20 protein-coding genes and 1 pseudogene are annotated in these 21812 nt (G+C 45.6%); 4 read left to right on the forward strand and 17 right to left on the reverse strand.

What is annotated here, in order from left to right; translation table 11 throughout:
• Positions 1-433: 433 nt before the first annotated feature.
• Positions 434-631, forward strand: a pseudogene (locus AADEFJLK_RS17750) (transposase domain-containing protein); the annotation flags it as partial.
• A gap of 191 nt (positions 632-822) precedes the next feature.
• On the opposite strand, the gene AADEFJLK_RS17755 reads toward AADEFJLK_RS17750, so the two are convergent.
• The 3 genes from AADEFJLK_RS17755 to traN all read right to left on the reverse strand — a co-directional run bounded on the left by AADEFJLK_RS17755 (position 823) and on the right by traN (position 5597).
• Positions 823-1611: a hypothetical protein gene (locus AADEFJLK_RS17755; RefSeq protein ID WP_103975198.1), complete on the reverse strand. Its 789-nt coding sequence runs from the start codon at positions 1609-1611 to the stop codon at positions 823-825.
• 170 nt (positions 1612-1781) lie between these two features.
• On the reverse strand, positions 1782-2618 hold the full coding sequence (locus AADEFJLK_RS17760) for a hypothetical protein (protein WP_103975199.1): 837 nt from the start codon (positions 2616-2618) through the stop codon (positions 1782-1784).
• Positions 2619-2804: 186 nt separating this feature from the next.
• A complete protein-coding gene (gene traN / locus AADEFJLK_RS17765) occupies positions 2805-5597 on the reverse strand; it encodes a conjugal transfer protein TraN (protein ID WP_103975200.1) in 2793 nt (930 codons plus the stop codon).
• A 33-nt stretch (positions 5598-5630) separates the two neighbouring features.
• Between traN and AADEFJLK_RS17770 the strand changes: the two genes are divergently transcribed.
• Together AADEFJLK_RS17770 and AADEFJLK_RS17775 are read left to right on the forward strand one after the other, a co-directional pair.
• Positions 5631-5801 (forward strand): hypothetical protein, encoded by a 171-nt coding sequence (locus tag AADEFJLK_RS17770; RefSeq protein WP_211299251.1) that lies wholly within the window; start codon positions 5631-5633, stop codon positions 5799-5801.
• Positions 5798-6130, forward strand: a complete 333-nt coding sequence (locus tag AADEFJLK_RS17775) for a type II toxin-antitoxin system HicB family antitoxin (RefSeq protein WP_103975201.1) — start codon at positions 5798-5800, stop codon at positions 6128-6130. The genes AADEFJLK_RS17770 and AADEFJLK_RS17775 overlap by 4 nt, the downstream gene beginning before the upstream one ends.
• A gap of 18 nt (positions 6131-6148) precedes the next feature.
• Here AADEFJLK_RS17775 and AADEFJLK_RS17780 read toward each other — a convergent pair whose 3' ends face one another.
• The 13 genes from AADEFJLK_RS17780 to traC all read right to left on the reverse strand — a co-directional run bounded on the left by AADEFJLK_RS17780 (position 6149) and on the right by traC (position 19930).
• Positions 6149-7174 (reverse strand): TraU family protein, encoded by a 1026-nt coding sequence (locus tag AADEFJLK_RS17780; protein WP_428839031.1) that lies wholly within the window; start codon positions 7172-7174, stop codon positions 6149-6151.
• Positions 7175-7210: 36 nt separating this feature from the next.
• The gene (locus tag AADEFJLK_RS17785; RefSeq protein WP_103975203.1) at positions 7211-7411 is read right to left on the reverse strand and encodes a hypothetical protein; all 201 of its coding nucleotides are present in this window, start codon (positions 7409-7411) and stop codon (positions 7211-7213) included.
• Complete coding sequence (locus AADEFJLK_RS17790; RefSeq protein ID WP_282957373.1) at positions 7408-8580, reverse strand: TrbC family F-type conjugative pilus assembly protein; 1173 nt, start codon at positions 8578-8580, stop codon at positions 7408-7410. The genes AADEFJLK_RS17785 and AADEFJLK_RS17790 overlap by 4 nt, the downstream gene beginning before the upstream one ends.
• Positions 8561-9106 carry a S26 family signal peptidase gene (locus tag AADEFJLK_RS17795; protein WP_103975205.1) on the reverse strand — a complete coding sequence of 182 codons (546 nt, stop codon included), beginning with the start codon at positions 9104-9106 and terminating at the stop codon, positions 8561-8563. The genes AADEFJLK_RS17790 and AADEFJLK_RS17795 overlap by 20 nt, the downstream gene beginning before the upstream one ends.
• Complete coding sequence (locus tag AADEFJLK_RS17800) at positions 9090-9371, reverse strand: hypothetical protein (protein ID WP_103975206.1); 282 nt, start codon at positions 9369-9371, stop codon at positions 9090-9092. Before AADEFJLK_RS17800 ends, AADEFJLK_RS17795 begins: the two co-directional genes overlap by 17 nt.
• A 185-nt stretch (positions 9372-9556) precedes the next feature.
• Complete coding sequence (locus AADEFJLK_RS17805; RefSeq protein ID WP_103975207.1) at positions 9557-10171, reverse strand: IncC plasmid conjugative DNA transfer DtrJ family protein; 615 nt, start codon at positions 10169-10171, stop codon at positions 9557-9559.
• Positions 10171-10722, reverse strand: a complete 552-nt coding sequence (locus tag AADEFJLK_RS17810) for a hypothetical protein (RefSeq protein WP_103975208.1) — start codon at positions 10720-10722, stop codon at positions 10171-10173. Before AADEFJLK_RS17810 ends, AADEFJLK_RS17805 begins: the two co-directional genes overlap by 1 nt.
• Before the next feature lie 4 nt (positions 10723-10726).
• A complete protein-coding gene (gene traD, locus AADEFJLK_RS17815; RefSeq protein ID WP_103975209.1) occupies positions 10727-12538 on the reverse strand; it encodes a conjugative transfer system coupling protein TraD in 1812 nt (603 codons plus the stop codon).
• Positions 12528-14438: a MobH family relaxase gene (gene mobH / locus AADEFJLK_RS17820; RefSeq protein WP_103975210.1), complete on the reverse strand. Its 1911-nt coding sequence runs from the start codon at positions 14436-14438 to the stop codon at positions 12528-12530. Before mobH ends, traD begins: the two co-directional genes overlap by 11 nt.
• Positions 14431-15786 (reverse strand): ATP-binding protein, encoded by a 1356-nt coding sequence (locus AADEFJLK_RS17825; protein WP_170065166.1) that lies wholly within the window; start codon positions 15784-15786, stop codon positions 14431-14433. Before AADEFJLK_RS17825 ends, mobH begins: the two co-directional genes overlap by 8 nt.
• Positions 15783-16826 (reverse strand): conjugal transfer protein TraF, encoded by a 1044-nt coding sequence (gene traF, locus AADEFJLK_RS17830; protein WP_103975212.1) that lies wholly within the window; start codon positions 16824-16826, stop codon positions 15783-15785. Before traF ends, AADEFJLK_RS17825 begins: the two co-directional genes overlap by 4 nt.
• Positions 16823-17497 carry a hypothetical protein gene (locus AADEFJLK_RS17835; protein WP_103975213.1) on the reverse strand — a complete coding sequence of 225 codons (675 nt, stop codon included), beginning with the start codon at positions 17495-17497 and terminating at the stop codon, positions 16823-16825. Before AADEFJLK_RS17835 ends, traF begins: the two co-directional genes overlap by 4 nt.
• An 18-nt stretch (positions 17498-17515) precedes the next feature.
• Positions 17516-19930, reverse strand: a complete 2415-nt coding sequence (traC, locus tag AADEFJLK_RS17840) for a type IV secretion system protein TraC (protein ID WP_103975278.1) — start codon at positions 19928-19930, stop codon at positions 17516-17518.
• 272 nt (positions 19931-20202) lie between these two features.
• Between traC and AADEFJLK_RS17845 the strand changes: the two genes are divergently transcribed.
• The gene (locus AADEFJLK_RS17845) at positions 20203-20523 is read left to right on the forward strand and encodes a hypothetical protein (protein ID WP_103975214.1); all 321 of its coding nucleotides are present in this window, start codon (positions 20203-20205) and stop codon (positions 20521-20523) included.
• Between the two features lie 265 nt (positions 20524-20788).
• Here the strand turns inward: AADEFJLK_RS17845 and AADEFJLK_RS17850 are convergent.
• Positions 20789-21812: replication initiation protein (locus tag AADEFJLK_RS17850; protein WP_170065167.1), on the reverse strand; the 1024-nt coding region annotated here is incomplete at its 5' end.

The following is a 21812-nucleotide window of genomic DNA, read 5'->3' on the forward strand; positions in this document are numbered from 1 at the left end:
TGCATCCGGCCCATTGCGTTGGGTAAGAATTATGCTCAGTCCGTTATTATGCATAGTTCGCCTGTAGTCAACTGCGAAGCCGCATAACGGCGCGATTTACAGCACCACATGACTGATTTTAACTCAGCATAATAATTTGTGGTTTCCTGTAGCTTCTTTAATTGCTATAGAGATAAAACCATGTTTACTGAAACCCATCTGGCGGATCTTACTCACCTGGACTCGCTTGTCGATAATCCGCTCAGCAGCATTACCGCCAGAAATTGGGCAGATGCGCTATCACCCATCGGATGACCTTCTAAAGTTCCTGGAGGGTCTTTAACATTATGTAAAGTCAGCAGCGTGGAAAGCCAGGCGTGCTGACGACTTCCGATACTTACTCAGCATAATAACGGACTGAGCATAATTCTTATTATGCAAAGCTTTGCATAACAAGAAAAATTGGCTGTTTGCCGGTTCCGAACGTGCCGGGCAACGTGCCGCCGCAATCCAAACCTTACTGGGCACGGCCAAGCTTAATGGCCTAAACCCGGCGGCATGGCTGAAGGAAACATTGGAAAAACTGCCCGTGTGGCCGAATAGCCGCATTGATGATGTTGCCTTTGACATCCGAACAAATAACGGCGATTAAACAAAATTTACCTGAAAAGGCAACGTGGTAGGGACACGCGCTTACGAAAGTTACAGGTTTCAATATGGTTAAGGTTTAGCGCATAAAAAAGCCCGCATTAACCGGGCTTTTAATTAAGGCAAATTCAAATGCGTATAGGGCGGAATGGTGGCCTCAATAGCCACAATCTACAGTAGTGATCAGCACGATCACTACATCATAATTTTTTTAGGCTGTACCGCCCAAGCTTCTTTCGGCGAATGGAATGCCTTATCAAACTTTGTATTACGGTCAAAGACTGTCACCAATACCTTGCAGTCATGTTTGATACAAAATACGAAATGCAAAGTGCTATCTGGATGCCGCCATACTTCTGGAGGTTCGCCATACTTGCCAATTTTATGCTCCAGCACGTTCTTGGGTAGTTCGACTTTTTCAATGCCGGCGTTGAACTGCAAGCGTTGAATCAGACTTTTCCATGTTGTTTGCGGATTGACGGTGCCACAGTTCTCCTGATAACGTTCCAACGCATGACGTGTGATGGAGATCACCCCTTTATCGTTGGTCTCAAACGTTTCCCGGCCGCGTAGCTTTTCGCCGTCGACACACGGGACAATACCTAATTGCTCAACAGATGGAAACCAACTATTGTCTTTTGACACGATTATGTTGGCTCCCATATAACGGTTCAACAAAGGGTAACCATAATCATATAATTCCTCTAATCGGCTTTTGCTATGCCCAAGCTTCTTGATTGCACCTTTCGCAACCACAATACGAAGGTTATGCCCAGTACAGTTTTTATTAAAGACACAGGCCTCACCCAGTAAATAACGGATAGCCACGGCTTCAGCCGCCGCAAGCTTGTTTTCACACGTCAACGCCAAACGGACATCAACTGCTTTTTTACGCTGCTTACCTGTCATCCAATAAACACGCACAACACAATACGTCTCAAGCGCGGATTCTGACACCGCGAACACCGTCAGTGTTTTATTCATTGTTTATTCTCCAATTTCAACCTACAGTAACCCATCAATTGACCCACTTGCCCTTGTTGAAGATAGTCGGCACTTTCATATCAATATTAGGCGGTTGCATGATTGTGTATTATAAAAGTAAATATTAATTTACATCGTCGATTGTTGGATTTTTAAAGCCCTAATTCCTTTCATGGTTGAATAGACAGGTCGATGCCTTTTTTAAGGGAATAAACACCCTTACCATCCCGGTATATTTTAAATAATACCCAATCTGGCAAGTTTTCTGAAATATGCTTAAAAAATTCATTATAATCAAAACCATCCAATTCAACTCCCTCGACAACACGATGATCGCTCTTTTCGTATTCTTTAGTAATTTTAACTAGCCCAATAGAGCGAATATTAGATAACGACATGTCATACGCATAAAATCCTGCTTCGTTAGGAGGGCTTATTTTTTTCATTATTCCTTCCCATTGCAAAGCATTTGCCGTTGAAATGGGCGCAATAATTTGGCAGGACCAATTTTCGCATTTTGGGCCATTGACACGAATCCATCTCGGCCTCAGCACTTTCCCGAATAAATAAGTGTCATCATATTCCTCAACTTTAACCTTATAGTCTGATTCTAAAGCCTTAAAAATGGCCGTCTCGATCAATTTTCCCATTTTTACTTGCGCATCGCTTTCATCAGTTGCATAACTTAACGGCATCGATACCTCTAAGAAGTTGGCATTTCTTGCCACGTTCAATGGCGTTGAATCGCCGGAACCCAAAAGCATGGCGGCGGCAATCCCAACTCCAACACCGCTCGGTATTGCACCAGGAACAGATGTTTCTGTTGCGGCCAACCCCACTCCTGCTGCCTTAAAACCCGCAGAATTAGAGATTGCCCCCTCTTTTCCTATAGTTTGCGCTAATTTAGCGGTTGGATTGAATGGATTTTGGGCATATGGCTTAATTGGGGCGCACGCCACAATGCTTCCAATTGAGATTGCAAGATACAATATTTTAAAACTATTCATGATGTTCCTTATTTCTTAATTTCTACTATCAAATACCATTATCCACATAATCTAAATTATGCAATACCCCAAAAAGCAAAAAAGTTATCCACAGATTCTGTGGATAACTTTGTTAAAATTAGCAAGACGATACATTTAATAGCTTGTTTTTGTTAAAAAATTCTCAAATTGTACAATTTCTAGCCACTATAAATTGTCGAGCAAATGTTGCCTAATATCATCAATATCAGTACCTTCTGTCTGTTTTTTAAATCGTTCTTCGGTATTGGTGTTGTGTTCACCACCCAATTTGCTTTTTGTGACAATCCTTTTGTCATACATTGAATCGGCCGATGCGCTGTCTTTCGGCAAATGCCCTGTTATCTGCAACATCCCCATCCATTCGCTAAAATCCATCGCGTCAAAATTCAGGCGGCTGATTTCATCCATTGTTATGCCGGAACACTCAGGACTTTGCGGTGTACCAAAATTTTTGCCTAACTGAGGTCGAGCCTGTTCTTGCAACACTCGCCCAAAAGCACTGCTAAAACAGCAATATGCTTCCCGCCTGGCTAAGCAAAGTCCCAAAAAATCCGCAGAACAGAAAGTGCCTATTGCAGTGGGGCTTGTGCATAACCTCTGGCTTTTCATCATGTTGAGCTTTGCTTCTTCTTCCGTGCAAGCAAAAATCAGTTGTACTACCAATTTGGCTATATTGTAAATAGCGTAAACAATTCCAATAACTGTGAATACCGAACTCAACATTGACGACAGGCCAGATACAGTACCAATAGCTTGAGCCGAACCTGTTCCAGCTTGCTCGGCAAACATCAATCTTGCAACTTCTGGCCCCATTTGACTGGATACCCAATTGGCCACGCCCTGCATAGCCGCTTGCTTGGTAGCCTCAAATGAAATGGTTGTGCCTATTTTCTCCCCCAGCATCGACACCACCGACTCATAGGCCGAAGTAAACGGCTGAGTAATAGCACTGTAAGCATCCTTCATTAAGGTAAACCCATCAGAAAATATTGTGCCTTCGGTCGCCAAAGTCCAAGCCCCTGTTTGGCTGACTATTTCACCTCCGTATTCGGCGACCGCGTAGGCTTGGACGGCAGTATCAGCCAACAACCACGATTTGTAGCCTAACTCCATATAGTCAATCCAGCTGCCTTCTATAGGCATGTTGCAACAATCCACTTTCCCAAGAATCGACAAATCCGCCATCTGGCAAGACAAAGCCTCGCCTTCAAATAACTTACAAGTTCCAGTGCTGACATCGCAACCATTGCTTTGTTGTGCTTGATTCAGCGTTTGTAGTGCGGCGGCGACCCGCGTGAAGTCTCGGCTAGACTCTTCAGCTGGATCGACGCATTCGCCACCTATACAGCGGATTTCACTGTCACAAATGGTCTTATCAGTCGTTTTTACCAGCCCACAGCTCATTGATTGAGTGGCGCCGCAGTCATAAGTGACGATAAATTCTTGGCAAGCTCCGGTTATCGGGTTATACGCCCCATCGGCACACTGCTCACCCACATAACCGCACTGCGGCCTACCAGCAAAACTTTCACAACTGTCGTGCGTATCGATATTGTAATCATATTCCGGGCATTGCTGATAACCGCCAAGGTCAGTGAAACAGGGCAATTTCACATGGCTAGGCATCCGAGTTTCTGCACTGTAGCAAATCGGTGCAGGCGGTGAAGCCACCGGTTCCGGCAAAATGTCACCAAAGCTGCTCAACGTTTCAGGCTGGCTAGTCGATACCAGTACCCCACCAAATGATCGCTCATGAGCGGCATCCAGACATTGCCACCAATCAGTTGAAGCCTGGTCTTCCAAAACGCCCGTCCTTGTCCAATCGGGCGGCTGGCCGTTAGGTGGCCAAGAATTTGATAACCGTTCTCGACAACCTACTGGCGAGTCGGTGAACTGCTCGGTGATGTCTAAAGCCGCCAACACTTTTAACCGGGAAAAGCCTTCACCATTTCCCCCTACCCGCGTTTCCTGCCTAACCGTCACCGTACCGCCGACCGCTGCATTTTTGAACGCCGCCGTTATATCCTTGGCTGGATTCTCATTCAAACTTCTATGAAAATCACATCCACCGCTGGTGCCGTATCCAGCCGCACCGGTATAAACTAAATCTTCATTAAGAAAAATCCGAGTCTGGTCATCATATTGAACGTTGTCAATGATAACGTTACGGATGGCATCCGGGCGTGAAACGATAAAACTGGCTGTCCAGGTAAAAACTGTGCATTCTCCACCGTGCCAGTAGTTATCGCCAACAGTACCCGTATACAAATACGTGCAACCTACCCCACAACTCGCCATCCTACCGTCACCCGATCCCATACGGATTACCGGACTATAAGTGACATTTCTAGTTACCTTGCATTGTTCGGCTTTTGCCGCTTTCTTGCACGTCTTCAAGTCTTTCACATGAACCGAACACGATTTTTCATTATAAGTAGAATTCTTTTGGCAACCCGTAAACTTATCGTTGATGTCAGAACTCTTTTGTCCCAGCACATTATCTGAAGTTTGCCAGAGCGGGTCGTTCTTCATATTAGGCATTGCGGTGTTCGCCCCCAACAAGGTCTGGTAAGCTATCCCGTGGTTGGTACCAGATGATCCAAGTTCATCCAGTTTGTCGTTGATATGCGTACTCATGGCGTCACTGTTTCCGTAAGCAGTGACGGCGGCATCCATAGAACCGGGTATAATTTCCTGGAACAGCTCGTTTTGTTGGACGGTTTGTCCGTTTGCCGCGCCGTTCTTTAGGGTCATCGTCCCCGAAGCCGCGTCCATTTCAGGCAGGACAAAACCGGAGCGTAGCGAGCCGCCCAATGCTTTACCAGATTCCGCTTTATCAATGAACACATCTGCTATGGCGGAAAACGGCGTAAAAAAAAGCACGCTGGTGGCAAGGTAGACGCTGGCCACGCTGTTATTCGCAAGACAAATGATTAATAAACTAGCAATTGCTTTCATACACCCTCCTCGCGTTTTTCCGATATTGAAAACTTGGTGGTGGCACTGGGCGGCTCGGTGCGTGAAGGCGACGGTTCGCGGGTGGCGTTACACTTAGGCAGCTCGGTCAAACACGCGCACCGGCCGCATCCGGGCAAAGAAGCTAAAAAATACCAAATAGAAGAAATCCGCCTGTGGCTTGAGGCGCAAGGAATCAGACCATGAACAGCATGACTTATCAGGGTTACACGGCACGCATCGAATTTGATGAGCGTGACGGCATTTTTTGGGGGAAAGTGCTGGGCATCAACGACAGCATTACCTTCGAAGGCGAAACCGTTGCGCAATTGACTCAGGACTTCCACAATGCCATCGATTTTTACTTGGCAGATTGTGCGGCCATTGGCAAAGACCCGCAAAAATCTGCCAGCGGCAAGCTGATGTTGCGGATTCCTCCCGAACTTCACGCCGCGGCTTTGGTGAAAGCACAATCCGTCGGTAAAAGCCTTAACCAATGGGCGATTGAGGCGTTGCGCCACGAAGTTGGCGTTTAAATTAAACATAGCTCCCCCCTAATCGCCACCTGATAGACAACAATCCGTATAACGCCACACCAGATATACATAATCTTCCCCCACTCCCGGCAGGGTGCGATGTTCGCCCCACCGGAACGAAGATTCTCCAATCGAATGGCAACACCGCCCCTCCGATTCCGCTACCGGAAACATCGTGCTGAGCTTGTATTGCTGTTTGGGCAACATCGGATAAATAGTCCCGCCGCATAAGGCATCATCACCGTAGGTTTTATGAGCCAAAGCTTTGCGGTGTAGGCTGGACAATATCCTGGCGGTCAACAGGCTGGTGTCCCTGGGCGCAGAACCATCGGAAGCGATATTGCCTGAAAACGGATAGAGGTTGCCCCAGCACCCGGCGCACCACCATAGCGATGTCATTGGTTTGTCCACAGTCGTCTTGGCACAATCTATCGTGCAGGCCGCCAAGGCCAAGGGGTTGGCAAAGATCACCGCTTCGGGATTCAGGAAAAACGCCAGCTCGTCGACGTTCCATGTCGGGTCGAGTTCGGACAGGTACATCATGTCCAAGTTACGAAGCCCACCGGCGTTGCAGTTGGTCTGTACGAACAAATCCAAGATGGCGTACAACGGAAATGCCCAGTAATGGTAGTTATAGAAAGTCTTGTCGGAACCGTCATCTTCGATTTCCTTAACACCACCCCAGAGCCGGACACTGTTATTGAACGATATGCCGCCCATCACAGGTGAGCAATAGGGTTTCCTGACCACCTCCACCAAACGTGCCGGCAACCACATCCCGGCAGTCACACCAAATGACGGGATGCCATCCTTACCCTGGCAGGAGCAAAGAGCTTCGTTAGATGCCCCGTCCGGCACAAAATTGTCACCGTCAAATGCCGTAGTACCTAATAGGCGGATCGGGAACATACAAGACCAACAAATGTCGGTCAGCATACCTTTGCCCCAAAAATTAGCATCTGGACAAAGTAATTTACTGCTGTCCGTAGTCGATGTATCCGCATAAATGCTGGTAGATGACAACAGAAATATGGCTGTTATCATCAATAATCGTAGTCGGTTCAATAGTTTACGCATATATTAATCCTTTATATTTTTCATAAATAATAGCGTTCCGTCTGTTGGAAGCCGCGAAGCAATATTTTCTTGAAGGGCACTGACTAACAGTTCCGCATCATTCAACGCATCAACGGGGTCACGATCAAGCGCACAACGTAGTGCGCTTTTAATCCAGAACGACGCAAAAGGATTATTAAGAATATCTTCGCAACTAGGTTTCATGGCACTACCCCACCGCCAATTTCCCTGACCGATAACCTATCCCCATTACCTTCAATGACTGTTGGCAACGCTTCAATTTGAAAACGTTTCATCAAGGCTTTGTTGAGCTGGTAGACGGGAGCCCCCATTTTACCCGCCAGTACGTTATACTGTTCCCAGCCTTTTTTGTGGTCCAGTTTAGAAAACAGATACACCACCGGTTTCATTTTTCTTGCCGCCACTTCGCCGAGTTTCTTGGCCAAATCAATTTGTTCCTTTTGGGTGCCATCAAAAACGATGTAAACCTGCCGCATCGGCAATAGTGTTTGTGGGTTCATTTTCTGGCCTTTTGCGGCAATCAGCCGCCCGTCCGGGTGGTAAATGTCTTGGGTGACCGTCAATGACGGGTCGATCAAACGTTCCCGGTCAGTTTTTGCCTTGGGCAAATCCAGACCTTCCCCTTGGCCTTTCCAGAAATTGTCCATCGCATCATGTTTTTGTTTTTCCCAATCCGTCGTTGCGATCCGGCGTTTGATTTCGCCGATCATATCCGACTCGCTGATGGCGTATACGGGGCCTTTTTGTCCAGAGTCACCTTCATCCTGCCTGTCCAGCCAATTAAAGCCGGGCAAGCCACGGACTCGGCGGGTATGGCCTTGTGCATCGACTGACACCATTGTCGGCACTGTTGATACCGCCATCTTGTTGAACAACAATGGGTCTATGATTGCCCCTGGAATGGGCTTAATGCCTTTGATAGCATCCGCAAGGCGGTTCGCCAACTGCCCGGTATTCTCGCCTTCCGCAACGCCCCTGAACACCAAGGCAGCACCGGATTCAGATGCTTCCTTGGCAGCGGCCTTCAGTTCTTCCACAGGCATCCCAAAGGAAACAAAAATCCAGTGGCCTTCATGTGTAGCCTTCAGGCTGGCACCCGCTGCGCTGGGGGACGTACTGGTAATGCCTTTCCGAAGCTGTTGTGCAAAGAGAGGGTCTAGTTGGAGTGGTTTGGGTTTCAACCAATCTGGAAGCTCGTGTCGGGACGAGATAATATGTTGTTGCTGTTCAGCCAGACCTTTTAAAAAAATGTCGTCTACAGGATCAAATGCAAAAACCCAAGAAGACGACAGAGCTACGGGTAGGAGAACCAGACAACTAAAGAGTCTTGTTTTAGAAAATAGGATAGGCACGGCCAATCACCTCCTCTCGGTCGACGAGGCCAAGTAGGCTGTAACGGGAATCCAGGCTGTATTCGTGATCACCGGCAACGAAGTATTTGCCCGCCGGGATGATGTTGTCGCCTTCCTGCAATTGATCGTTTGGAAATAGCTTGCGGCCAGTCATGCCATACTCTTTGCCGAGCAGGGTAAAATTACCCACCATAAAATTACGACCATGCTTCGTCACTTTGTCGCCTGTTGCGGCGAGAAGGCGTTTAGTGAAAACTGTCCCATCAGGGTAAGGCTTGCCATTATCCCAATAGAAAGCGATGAAACCGCCCGGTTCAACCGTATCATTCAAACAAATCACATAAACGCTATAGGGAAGGCTTGGGGTACGATTGATCGCAATCCTGTAATTGGCCTGAATAACAGAAGCCAAAGCTACCAATAATACCCAAGCCAAACCATGTAGGCGTATATGCCTAAGCAACTTTGGCATGAATGCCTGTGTCCGTCGCCATACTGTTACGGCTAACTCATTCAACTGCAACATAAGCTTCCTCCGGTGCGTCAATAACAGATTGAGAGTCAATCACGATCATACCTTGGGCCACCAGCTTAGCAGTGGCCGCTTTGATACGTGCGGTCAATGCTTTGGCATCAGCTTCGGTTTGTCCGTTTACCGTCGAACTTTTGATTAGCGATTGGATATCGACTACTGCCAGTTGTGCTGGTACAGCGGTTTGGCTTGCTGCCAAATATCCCCCAGCTGTACCGCCAAAAATAGCCAATACAGTCCATAAAATTGATTTTTTCATGCTCACCACACAGATATAATTAAGGCCAACACAACGTTTAGCCTGATGAATTTACTGGAGAAATGATAACCAAAATATAGGCTTTATGTCTTATCAATAAGTATCAAAAAAGTGATATAATTCAAGTGGACATAACTCATGACTTGAATTCACCGCTTAAATAATTTCGCATCGAAAAAGAAACCTCAATAATTGGGATAATGTGTGATACCAATTGAAATGAACATGGTTGCCAATGTCGACAACCCCGGCACAATCATTAGCGGCAATGGTAAAGGGCATAATATCCACAATATAAAAAGGAACGACATGGCTATCAGTGCATGTATCGCTGTGTTGTAAATAGGTGGTACAGAAGCGCTGAATGTCTCAGCCTTGAGCTTACGTTCATAAATACCGGCAATAATGGCGCTCAACATGGGCAGGGCTAACCAGTACAGCCATTTCGACATAATCACCAAGCGCAACGCCATGCTATACACTTCAAGCTTAACAGCCCCAACCCATTGGTTAGGAATGTCGGCTAGTGTCTCGCCAATACCGTCACCGCTGTAGCGGAATTCGTCAGAGTCATCGTACCTCCCTTCAAACTCATTGACGAATTGGGTAACCACTTGTAGGTTCCGTTTATATATCCCTACCAAGGAATGGTTGATTTCTTGTTTGTCACCCAGAATTTGTACAGCCGCTTTATAATCGTCACGGATAAACCCGGACATGAGCTTAGGACTCATAATATAGGGCAAAAACAAGGGGGTAAAAAACACGACCATTAACCAAATCATAATGTGTTTAGCCATCAGTGTATCAACCCCGCCAATTCTAATTCACTAAGAGTGAATACTTTTGCCGCACAAATCATTTTATGTTGTGCGTTACCTTGTTTCAAAACGCTTCTTGTCCACGTCAATGAATGCACTTCCTTTTGGCGTATCCGTTCGGAAAGGAACTCTTGATTAACTTCATGATGTACCAAGAGCGTTTTTGACCGCACCATTAATGAATACTCCATTGATAGAGCTAATTCATCAGCGACTTTATTAATAAAAGCCTTTTGTATTTCAATATGATCCGTTTTTTCTCTGTAAAGAGATTCCGTCATTTCAAATACGTTTTGAAGGCAGGCTACCAGCAAACTTTCGTTTCTATTGAGAGGGTCAGGCCAGTATATCGTCAGAAAGCTCACTAAATTGTACGATGCTGTCCTTAAATTTGGCCAATTGTTAAACAATCTTTTGGAAGCCTCTAGCTTTCTTATTTTTCTACAAGTTGCGCGTAACTGTTCTGATGCCCTTGGCGGCGCTTCGGGATTTCTAATTTCACGGATAATTGTATTTTCTTGTGCTTGCATAAATTTATTGAGTAATTATGGGTAGTCGGCCTTTAATGACACGGCCACCAGCGATGGCCGCAATATAGTGAAAGTTAGGCAAATGGCCTAACAGGTGTTGCGGGAAGAGATCATATTCGCCGTAATTCAAAGATTGCCCCGAGTTCCCGGAAAAATGTGCCAGGTTATCACCGGAATTTATTGATGTCCCGATGGATTGCTGGACAGTTTGGACATATGTCTTACCGAAGGTCTCCACCACAAACTTCTGGGTATCCCCGTCTTTAATCCGTAGCGTGATCAAGTTATTACAGTTACCAATAATTTGCCTTGCTTTTGCTTCGTCTCCTGTCCGTGCAATCAAATCCGGCAGTGTCTGGGTTGCCATAACTACTTGAAAACCTGCCCCACGGCCTTTATTCAGGATTTGGATAAAAGGGACATTCACCACTTCCGCAGCCTCATCCACAAACATGGATATACGGCCTGGTTTGTTTCCGCTGTTATAGATTGCTCCGGCAACCGAAGCAAAATCGGCCAAAATAATTGACCCGATCGCAGAGGAAACGATTGCGTCTGACAACGAATCCAGGCCAATATAAATGACATGTTTACCTGATATGATGGTCGAGGTATCAAAAATCGGGCGCATATCTCCCACATTAGCTTCATCAGGCGACAACAATTCACCCAACTCCCCTGATGTGAGCATGTTCAGCACAGGAATGAGCGAAGCAATCATCTTGGAAAAGTGCATCCGGTTGTGTTCAACCAAACTCAACAGGCCATCAATACCTTCAGAACCTTTGTCTGTGTTGCTCAGAACTTTCCGGTAATACTCGATAGTAGCCAAATCTTTGGGCTGTGTGATAGTCTCCATTTTTTTGATTTTCCCTTCTTGAGCCCGTTTAAAATACTCCTCGGCACTGTCACGCCATTGCGGATCAACTCGCTCGGCATGGCATTCCATTGCACTGATCAGCAAAGATTCAGCGCCTCCTTCAATAAAAAAGCGTAGTTCTTTGATGGAAGGTCGCCGGCCAACTTCAACCAACCCTTGCGCCACCAAATTCAACGCCCGAAACGCAAACGCGGTGAAAGCGTCGGAACCTCCTGACTGTGACGGCAACAACGCCGCGATCCGCGAGGCGATTTCTGTGGTACGGGTGAAATTGCGCATAGGGTCAAAACGAATAGAAGATTTAGGAAACGCCGGATGGAAAAACAGAAAAGCATCATTTCTCCCCGCCCTTTTGCATTCCATTTCCATTCGTTCGCGCAACTCTTTATCACCTTTAGGGTCGAGCATGATAACTGTGTCGCCACGGTGAATAGCTTGAGTGACCATGACTTCATAAGCACGGGTTTTGCCGGAACCTGTCGTTCCGAACATAACCGTATGGCCTTCCAAGGATTGCAGCGGGATTTGGATTTCTTCCTCCTTGTTATCGTTAAGCCCATGTATCCAAGGGCTTCCTGGATATTCGTTAGTCCCGTTCAATTGTTTCCCGGACATCATAGTGTCAACCGCCCGTTGGGTGTGGGTCGGATTCCAATCGAACCCCCAACCAAACCACATCCGATCTTTTTTCACTTTTTTTAACATGGCTTTAACTTTAATGAAGGTCAACATCTTGCCGAACCTTCCCCTACCTAACAACCCGAATCCTTTGGCCATAGACAGCATGGCCAGCAATCCGAACCACAGGCTTGGGATCAGCATCGACTCCCCGCCAGGCAAAATAAAATATCCCGACAAAGAGATTGCCGAGGCAACACCCCAACATGCCGCCACATAAAATTCATAAGGTTTACGGATATAAGGGTCATAAGCCATGTTGAATATTCCCTTTCACCAAAAAATAACGGATGTCTTTATTGCCTTTCGTCTCAATCATTAATTTCTCCCCATCAATCAACACCAACTCCTTGGATGCCACCAAAACTTCCAGGCAATCTTGGATGTCCATTTTTATTTTAGTTAACCCTTGCACGTTAATTTTGGTATTACCATCAGTGGTGACCTCAATAAATTCTTTCTTTAACGTCCTCAATTTTTGTATCACCATTGGATACTGTAATTTTAATAACGCTTCTTGGTTATGAGGGGTTATATCCTTCAATTCCTTATGAATATAGTCAGACCCTTTTTCGGCACTTGAATCCCCAGTATTAAGATCATCATTAACATCGCCGAATAAATTGTCGATCCAGGCCTTATCCTTTTCATTCAGCAACGCCATGTTATCGCCGCTATCTGCCATAACATTTTCTTCAACTATCGGAAAAGTCAGGATACCGCCAAAAGTGTCCAATGATTGGACACTTTTGCCTACCAGAGTGTGATCCTTATCATCATCTAAATTAGACTTAACTTGATCACCGTCCTCATATTGCGAGGCATAATCGGCGTCGTACTCGTGGTTTTCCGATCCTGCGCTGAAATCAACTAAATCTGCATTGGCATCAGCTACTCTCTCAACTTCACTATTCCAATTATTGTTTCCAATGCTAATATCCTGCACATCAGCCACATTACCGTTAAACAAAAGCTGTATGCCAATATGGGCAAAAGACTCGTCTAACAGCAGTATTTCTTTCCGCCTTATCCTGATCGCAGAAATTGGTTTCAGTTTGTTACTGGCTTGCGGTATGCCTATGGTAAAAATGTAACCGCCGACCGCTTCATTTTGGTCGATAATTCCAGCCTCACACATCATTTCCGCAATGATTTCCGTGGTTTTTGGCACGAACGGGCATTTGGCTTTTCGCAACTCCTCCTTAATATCCGCCGCCGCCAAAGGCCATACCAAATACAGACCATCCAATCCATACCATATACGTCCTGTCTCCGTATTGGCTAACCAATGCCGATTAACTATCATATGTCGCATGGCATCAATCAACCACGGCTCCAAGTGCATCCCTGACAAGGGCTTACCATAATTTGTCGGGTCTTCGGCCAAATCTTTGTCGATCAGCTTGAGTCGGATCGTCCTGACAATAGCGACAATCTGATTAGAGCCATCATAAGGATTCTGGATAGCCGACATTAAGGTCGGTAATACCGATTTCTCACCTTTAGCCAATAAAGCGGCCTGCTCCTGCTGTATTGTCTTTGCGGCAATAGCGGTGGCCATCGCAGAATCTACCGTCGCCAACCAGCGTATATGATAATTTTTGACTCTGTTGCGCATTAACCATTGGTACAGCGGCTCGACCCCAGGATGCCAAGTGTCCCCATTCTCCGAATAAACGTTCATTTTAGACAGCGTCAGCACCGATTCGCTGACCAGTCCGGCCAGAAATGCCGCGTGCGTCCAAATACGCTCGGCTTCCCGCCGCTCTTCCGGTGTCACCCGCGTCAAAATGCTCCTCTCCGCGTGGCGTATCGAAAACAATGCGCTCTCCAACCCAAACCTGAACAACCCGCCTTCCCCTTTGAAATAGCTGTTATCTGAAGCGGGCAACAAATGCACCCACTCCGCAAAATGCTTAATAGGCGAGATAATCTGCTCTTCCGCCTTGCGGCGATTATGAAGGCCCGCTAAACCTCTGGATTGGACAATTTGTTGGATCAGTTCCCGTTGTCTATCCATTATCTTTTCGATGGGTTCGACGGCTATACCTTTCGAGAATGCCGGGTATCGAGCATCTTCCTGATTAAGATTCTGCGAGCCAGGCTCCGGGCGGTGCTTTGATAAAAACCCCAGCCAACCAAATAAACGCTTAGACATTACCGCCTACGCCTCCTCTTTCCCGGCAATCGGCCAACCTCACCATAATAAAAGGCGATTTTGGCTCACCCTTATTGTTCATCTGCACACCCATGACTGAGAATGGCCGAATGTACTTTAAAGTGCCCGCATCAATTTTCATTTTCCTAACCAAGTTATCCCAATACATAGTATCAACGCCTAAAACGATCTTGGTTCCAACATTAGCAAAAAAATCCTCAGAAAAATGCGTCGGCGATTGACTAGCACATACAAGCCCCAACCCAAACTTTCGGCCTTCTTTCGCTATCCGGTTTATGATGTTGTGACTGTCCTCGCGAAGAAATAAGTGCGCCTCGTCAATGATAAAAACATGACGTAGCACTGCTTCACCTTGGATAAGAGCGCCTTTTTCTTGTGCCAACCCAAACAGCTCTTGTAAACGGAACTCAACAAACAAGCGTTTTTCATCTTCACGCAAAGCGGTGATGTCATACCGCCAAATCGGGTTATTTTGATCAAAGGGCGGCGCCTGATTCTTGAAAACTCCACTTGCCCTCAGATTCTCGAAACGGTCTACCACCGATTTCAAAACTTCTCTGGATTCGTATCGGATAAAATCATCCAACTCTTTACCGGTTTCAATGTTTTCAATGTAGTTTTGGTAAAGCCTCAATGCGTCCGCACGATGTTTAACCGACTGCTCCATCAATAACTCACTCGATTGCATATCGGAAGCGACTAGCTTTTTTGATAGCCTATATAGTTTTGACGTGGTTTTGTTGAGTTCTTCCAGCGCCCTTCCTGACTGGCTATCGCTGCCAATAATTAACTGTTTGAGTTTTCCGAAGGCAAAACGGCACATATCGTCCATCGTCGGATAACGTTTGGGATATTTACGCTGGAAACCATCGTCCAATACCCATGATTTAGGGTTGTCCGCAAAAAACCCATTGGCTGCGAACAAATCCGTGACCAAGTGACGCATGACAGCTTCTTGCCGTGCGCCGATAGCCTGAGTGCCCCCAATCGTGGCAATGAAATCTTGGACGCGCTTTCTGACACCGCCAAAATGGGGGTCTGAACTAACCACAAAAGGGTTCAACCCAAACTCTGTAGCTTCAGAGAAGCGGAATGAGCTGGCGCCTGGCAAATTAATGTCACCATGGACATCAAATACATGTACTCGGATATCACCGCCAAAACCTCTCAATTGACTGATGATATTATGTAATGTTGTAGTTTTACCCATGCCAGTTTTGCCCATAACCAAAATATGGGCGTTCACCAAACGGTTGTAGTCACACGCTACAATTTGGTTTTGACCTTTGGTTAACAAATAATCATCGTGTCCTAATAGCACTTTCACTGGCTTAATTTCCGCTGCTGTGTCCTAAGGTTTTCCTTAATTCTACTGACCAGCACGCCAGGACTGTTAAGGTCATCGTCATTAAGCATTTGTAGTGTGGTTTGGTCTACGGTGATAGGTTTGGCTTTTAAGGTACCGTTATAATCTGCATCGCCTATCCAACCATGCTGATAACCCAACACCACTGCCCTTTTAACAATATCATCCCCCGACAAAAGCCCCTGCCCTATCTGGATCACATCGCCGTTATTGCCAGGTTTAACCAGAAACAACGCCGGCGTAGTATCGACCCCCAATTTTTTGCTCTGGCCGTTGTCCACCGTAAAATTCGGAAACGAATTATCGGGCAACGGCAAACCATCCAAGGCAATTGGCAGAATTTTAAAACCGTAAGCATTAGCCAACCCTTTCAAAACGCCTGCCTGCTTGATACAAAATGTGCAGGTGCTGCTGTAAAAGAACCAAAGCCCTGCTTCTTTAGAAAGCTGCTTAGCAACTTTCGCCAACCCTAATTCTGCCTGCTCATCCAGTGCATTTGCACCGAAGGTTGCAATAGGCCGGCGGCTATTCTCATCAAGTAGGGGATCGGCCATCACCACTTGTTTAGTTACATCAGTGAACCGTTCAGCCTTGTCGAGCATAACCCGTTGCAAATACATATACTGAGACACATTTTCAGGGGTTGGGTCATCGACAGCCTGATCACGGAATCTAGTCAAATTCGCCCTGAACCATTCTGAAGACAGTGGTTTAACAGGCGGCAAATCCTTTTTTTCCGCCATTTCTGGCTTAAGCGGTTTTATTTCTGGCAGCGGTTTACTTTCAGGTTCTTCTTCAACAGGTTCTTCTTCAGGGTCTTCATACCAAAACCATCCCCGTTCCTTTTGCTGATAGAAAGCGGAAGGCTGCAATTGGGTCGCTTTTACCCTCTCATCCGAAACACCAAAAAATGGTTGACCCATCCCTTCATCGGCATGCGCCAGCACACCAATCCCTAAAGAGGATAAAGCCCAAATTAGGATGAAGGGGCGAAATTTCACACGTTCTCCCCTTCAATTTCTAAGTCATCCTGAAACTCATCATTTCCTGCCAATTCAGCTTCGTTGTTAATCCCCGTGTCGTCTACTTTCGACTGTTTTGGCGATACCCTGTCCCTTAACCCTAAACTAATCTGGGTGCTCTTGCTGTGAACTTGCCGTAAGACATTGACTGTCTCGTTCATCGCCTGGGTTTTTTGTTTATCGTCTATCGCCATCGCCATCCATAACGCCCTATATTTACGGGCCAGGTCATCTGCCGCCGCAATGAGCTTTAAATAACGGTTTGCGAGCGGGTCTATGACAAATGCGTTTATGTTTGTTTGATTGACACCTTTTTTAATGGTTACCTCAATCTCCTTGAGTAAATTGTCAGCCACCTCATTTTTATGTTCCATTGCTTGCGCAGCCTGATCCAACAATGCAATGACACCATTCAAAATCTCTTGCTCCATGTTCGTGTTATTCAGTGCTGCGCAGTAATACCGAATATAAAACAATGAGCGTGAAACACCATCAAAATGTTTTCGGTAAGCCCGGGTAATCTCCGTTGCTCCCAGTCTTATCGGTACAACAACAGCATCGCCCCGATATTGGTTTAAAAACATGCTGTTGACACGCTGTCTTTCCGCCCCTTTGTCCGGGGATTGGGGGGGGGTATTAATTTCCGTCATCTGTTTGCCTCTATAAAGTTAAGCCGCGTTTTCTTCGGCCAATATGGATTCTATGGCATCAGCCGTACTCATCCCTAAAAGGGTTTTGGCCTTAATTTTCCTGATGTCATTAGGGTGGGTGGAATAAAGCAATTTAGTAAAAGGGTCCACAATCAGACGACCGACACCCAAACCGAAATCGGTCCTAAAGAAGACTTCTGAATAATGGCCTGTCACGGTGTGCACAGATTTAAGATATTCAAATCCGCCCTCACCGATCATTAGCCGGTTTTCCCGCTTAATCGTTTCGATTGTTTCCGGTTTCTGGTATAGCAAATACAGATTGGCAGAATTCTCGGCAATAGCGACCCCGGATGGGGAGCTGTAAAGATCATTTAACGATTGGGTGATTGTGATGGCCGCACCATTATATTTACGGAACCGGCGGTAGCCGGTTTCGATAAATTTGGCAATATTGCCTTTAGACAGTAAATCCCAAGCTTCATCGATAAACAACAGCTTGCATTGATCCCTGTTGCCCAAATACATGGATTGTTGGATTTGATAGATTAAAATCAACAGCACGACTTGTTGCAAATGGCTACGCCCTTTCAATTCCTCCAGCTCTAGGCAGGTGAATGGGTTGTTAAAACTGACATTGTTGGTGCCATTAAAGAAACGCCCGTACTCGCCTTTACTGGTGAACGCGTAAAGCTGGTCACCCATATCAATTACGCGGCTGTCATTATCATTACGCAATTTATCTGCAACTTGGTCGATGATGAGTGATTTGCCATGCTCATCCCAAAGTTCCTTTAACACCGCCCGAAGGCGTGCTTGCTGCAAATCACTCAACCTATCATCCATTGAAGCCATTGATACGATGATGCCGATTAACATGTCCGATTCCTCGGAATAATTATCGATAATTTGGAACGGGTTTAGGCATATTTGGCTATCCTCACCAAATTCAACAAAATCCCCGCCAATCGTGTTGCACAATTTTTCATAAGAACGCCCCACATCGATGACCCAGCATTTTGCGCCAGAGCTGAGATGGGACGTTATTATGTCGTTCGTCAAAAAGGATTTGCCGGAACCGGATGCAGCGACGATGCAGGTGTTGTAGTTGGTGTGGGAGTCAAAAATGCTCATGTTCATCAACTGGCCGCTTCGGGACACAAACGTCATTTGAGGGGTGCCAGTGCCTGCCCAATCCGCTAAAATCGGCATAAATTCAATGCAATGCTTTGAACCCATCCGTTTGTACCGTTGCAAAAACTCAACGGCCTGTGGATCGACGCAGAAAGGCAACGCATTCACCAACATGGGCAACACGATGTATTTGTCCTCCTTCATGTTCCAGCCAATTTCGCTCAAATAGGCGCGTGCCTCCGTCAGCCTCGCCTCACTATTTTCCATGTTATCTTCAAACAACCCGATGGACAGCATAACCCTGACCACCCGGTCGCCGTCATTAGTCGATTCATATAACAAGTCCGCGCTTTCTTTTTTAAATGCCAACTTTGGGTTAAATTTCATCATCGGGCCGAATGCCTGATAATTGATGGTTGTGCGTTCTTTTTCGGCTTTTTGCTTTTCTTTGGAACTGTCAGGAATATTGATATTCAGGCTGATGTAGAAATTGCCATGTATCCCTCTAACGCCGTTCATGGGGTCACCGATCAATCGGCGCATATTTTGCAGGCTCATTGTTTTGGGCAAACGGCCGGGTGAAAGTATCCGTAGCCATTTGTCACCCAGCAAAACACCGTTCTTCTTCACCTCTATCCGATCATCGTGCTCGCTAATCTGCCCGTTAATCGGTAACGTTTCATCATAACAAGGCTCGTCACCACGCCAATCCGCGGTGGGTTTCCAATGTAGCATTTGCCCGATATGACGGAGATAACTTTCGGCATCCATCGGAACTAGGCGCAACCCGGCGGACTTGAGCGTCTGTTCAAATGAAAGTTTAAGTTCATTGCCGCGCCTCATATCGTCTTCCGTCGGCAAGCCTTTTTTATCTTTCAAGGGAATCTTAACGGTGAAGACAATCTTGAATTCCCGGATATACGCAACGGCATTTGGGTCGATAGGACGCTTAGTCGCTTCATTAAGCATTTTGATGCGGTTCCTTAACGATTGTTTCAATTCGGGGTTTCTCGTTTTGCGGATATTTTGAACAGCCCTTAACCTAGGCTGGATATCTTGAGTACCCATTAACAAAACTTGGATAAAACTATCTGGGGGGTAATCGAAGGAAAACAGCACGTTCATCCGCTGGATGACCGAATCATCTCCGCTTTGCAGAGGAGAGCTAATATAACCCCACCCTAAGTGACCGTCTTCCAAGTAGAAGAACCTGGATTCGTCATCATAAGACTGCACGGGAATCAGCTGCTGTAACAAGTTACGCTGAATTTGTTGGTCGTATTGAGTTTTTAAATCCATATCGGCAATAAAACATTTGAAAATTAAAATCCACATTTGGGATGAATATGGATATATTGTAATCAATATTTGCGTTTTTTGTTTTACTGAAAAGTATCAAAAAAGTGGCATAATTCGACCAGACAAGCCACTTCTGCTTTTACTAATATCAAAATTTCGAAATATATCCGATAATATTACCCTTTATTGATTTGTCGACAAGAAAGCTTGTTGGGAATGGGATTAAAATGTATTACAGCGTTCGATAAACTGAAAAAAACAGGAAGCAAGAAATGACGATAAAAACAACGGCAGAATGTGATGGATTCAGTTGTTGCCAAACGTTAGATATAGATGATCCCGATCGCATTGAAACGACTATGGCCGCATCGGGCTGGCATTATGATCCTAACGACCCATGGACACATTATTGCCCAAATTGTTGGTCAAAAATAGAAATTGACAAGGAACGGTGTCCTGGATGTGATGCTGATGACTATAACGGTGAACTGCGCCGTTGTCCGCATTGCGGCGAGAAGAAGTGTTCTTTTTGCGATATGGGCGATGATGTTGAGTGCGGTTTATGTGACGACTTCGACAAGCTGGACGGGTAGCCAACGTTATTGCGGGAAGCCGTCAGCCTATTGATGTCGGACATAACCTGACCAGGCAATCCCGGCGTTTTTGACGCGGAACAAATTGTCGGCTGTTGGCGTGTAAGGCTCCGCTCGAACATATCAGCCATTGGACGTGGCCGGAGCTGGCGGATACCACAATTGAGCGGGGCATAGTGGAGGCCATTTCGGCCAGCAGTGGCGGGCGTTTTTTATACCCACAAGTTGATGGAATAAATTATCGATTAATTTAGAAGATACGTTACTATTCAATGACTAAGCCATAATTCGCCATTTGCTTTTTATACATAAAATTGTCATATTCTCTACTGCTCGCAAATCCATTTCGTTCCCATACCTCTAGCGCTTTGTTTTTAGGTAATGCATTGTGTTCCAAATCCCAATCGTAACCCCAATCCGCCTTAAGCGCATTATTTAAAAATCCGGCGTAAGATTTATCAGCCTTAGCGTTGCTATACAAAATATTGCGCTTGACGTAGTCAAAACCATGCCTTTTGCTAAAAACCTCTAAAGCTGTGAACACTGTTTTTTTATTTCGGTGCTGCTGAGGAACAAGCAACAATAGGTCTTGGACTGAAAGATCAGAAAGCCTGTCAACAGCACTAGGTTCAGGAGTAAAAGTTCTATCATCATGAGTTTCATCACTAGGCAATAATGGAGCCGACGCGGGTTTGGGTGATATTAGGAAACGTATCGCTCCAACACGACGACCGTTCTTAATTTCATCAAACTCAAAAGTTAAATCTGATTTCTCTGAGAGTTCTTTTTGAGTTGGCAATAAAACGTTAAGCTTGAAATTGCTATACTCAGTATATAAATCTTTCCTTAAACCCAATATTTCGCGTATTTCATGCAATTCTATTTCACGCTCTTTTCTCCACCCATATTGTTTCAATAACGTATACATACGCATTGTATATTGACTCTTAAAGCTTAATAACATTTCCAACTTACAGGATGTAAAATTACCCTTAAGCTTTAATAAATAAGGTTTCAACAATGGATCAAAACTCAAATTAACAATACCACTTCCATTGACATACTCAGCAGACGACACCCAACTTGTCTGTAACAAACGATCTGGCTCGTAAATTTCAAGAACGCGAGTCAATAAAGATTTCGTAATTTTCCTACACTCACGATAAGCAGAATTTTTATCAACGCCTAAAAAATCAGCCAACTCACTCACACTAATTCGATAGGGCTTAAAATCACAATCGTCAGGTTGAATTTTAGCAATCATCGTCAAAACCAAACGCTGTTCAGCT

It is taken from the genome of Methylovulum psychrotolerans (genome assembly GCF_002923755.1).
GTDB classification, from domain to species: Bacteria; Pseudomonadota; Gammaproteobacteria; order Methylococcales; family Methylomonadaceae; genus Methylovulum; species Methylovulum psychrotolerans.

Coding starts and splice junctions, on each gene's coding strand:
- AADEFJLK_RS17755 (WP_103975198.1), bottom strand. CDS start 1,611: ATGAATAAAACACTGACGGTGTTCGCGGTGTCAGAATCCGCGCTTGAG.
- AADEFJLK_RS17805 (WP_103975207.1), bottom strand. CDS start 10,171: ATGGCTAAACACATTATGATTTGGTTAATGGTCGTGTTTTTTACCCCC.
- traN (WP_103975200.1), bottom strand. CDS start 5,597: ATGAAAGCAATTGCTAGTTTATTAATCATTTGTCTTGCGAATAACAGC.
- AADEFJLK_RS17845 (WP_103975214.1), top strand. CDS start 20,203: ATGACGATAAAAACAACGGCAGAATGTGATGGATTCAGTTGTTGCCAA.
- AADEFJLK_RS17795 (WP_103975205.1), bottom strand. CDS start 9,106: ATGTTGCAGTTGAATGAGTTAGCCGTAACAGTATGGCGACGGACACAG.
- AADEFJLK_RS17800 (WP_103975206.1), bottom strand. CDS start 9,371: ATGAAAAAATCAATTTTATGGACTGTATTGGCTATTTTTGGCGGTACA.
- traC (WP_103975278.1), bottom strand. CDS start 19,930: ATGGATTTAAAAACTCAATACGACCAACAAATTCAGCGTAACTTGTTA.
- AADEFJLK_RS17775 (WP_103975201.1), top strand. CDS start 5,798: ATGAACAGCATGACTTATCAGGGTTACACGGCACGCATCGAATTTGAT.
- AADEFJLK_RS17835 (WP_103975213.1), bottom strand. CDS start 17,497: ATGACGGAAATTAATACCCCCCCCCAATCCCCGGACAAAGGGGCGGAA.
- mobH (WP_103975210.1), bottom strand. CDS start 14,438: ATGTCTAAGCGTTTATTTGGTTGGCTGGGGTTTTTATCAAAGCACCGC.
- AADEFJLK_RS17810 (WP_103975208.1), bottom strand. CDS start 10,722: ATGCAAGCACAAGAAAATACAATTATCCGTGAAATTAGAAATCCCGAA.
- traD (WP_103975209.1), bottom strand. CDS start 12,538: ATGGCTTATGACCCTTATATCCGTAAACCTTATGAATTTTATGTGGCG.
- AADEFJLK_RS17760 (WP_103975199.1), bottom strand. CDS start 2,618: ATGAATAGTTTTAAAATATTGTATCTTGCAATCTCAATTGGAAGCATT.
- AADEFJLK_RS17780 (WP_428839031.1), bottom strand. CDS start 7,174: ATGATAACAGCCATATTTCTGTTGTCATCTACCAGCATTTATGCGGAT.
- AADEFJLK_RS17785 (WP_103975203.1), bottom strand. CDS start 7,411: ATGAAACCTAGTTGCGAAGATATTCTTAATAATCCTTTTGCGTCGTTC.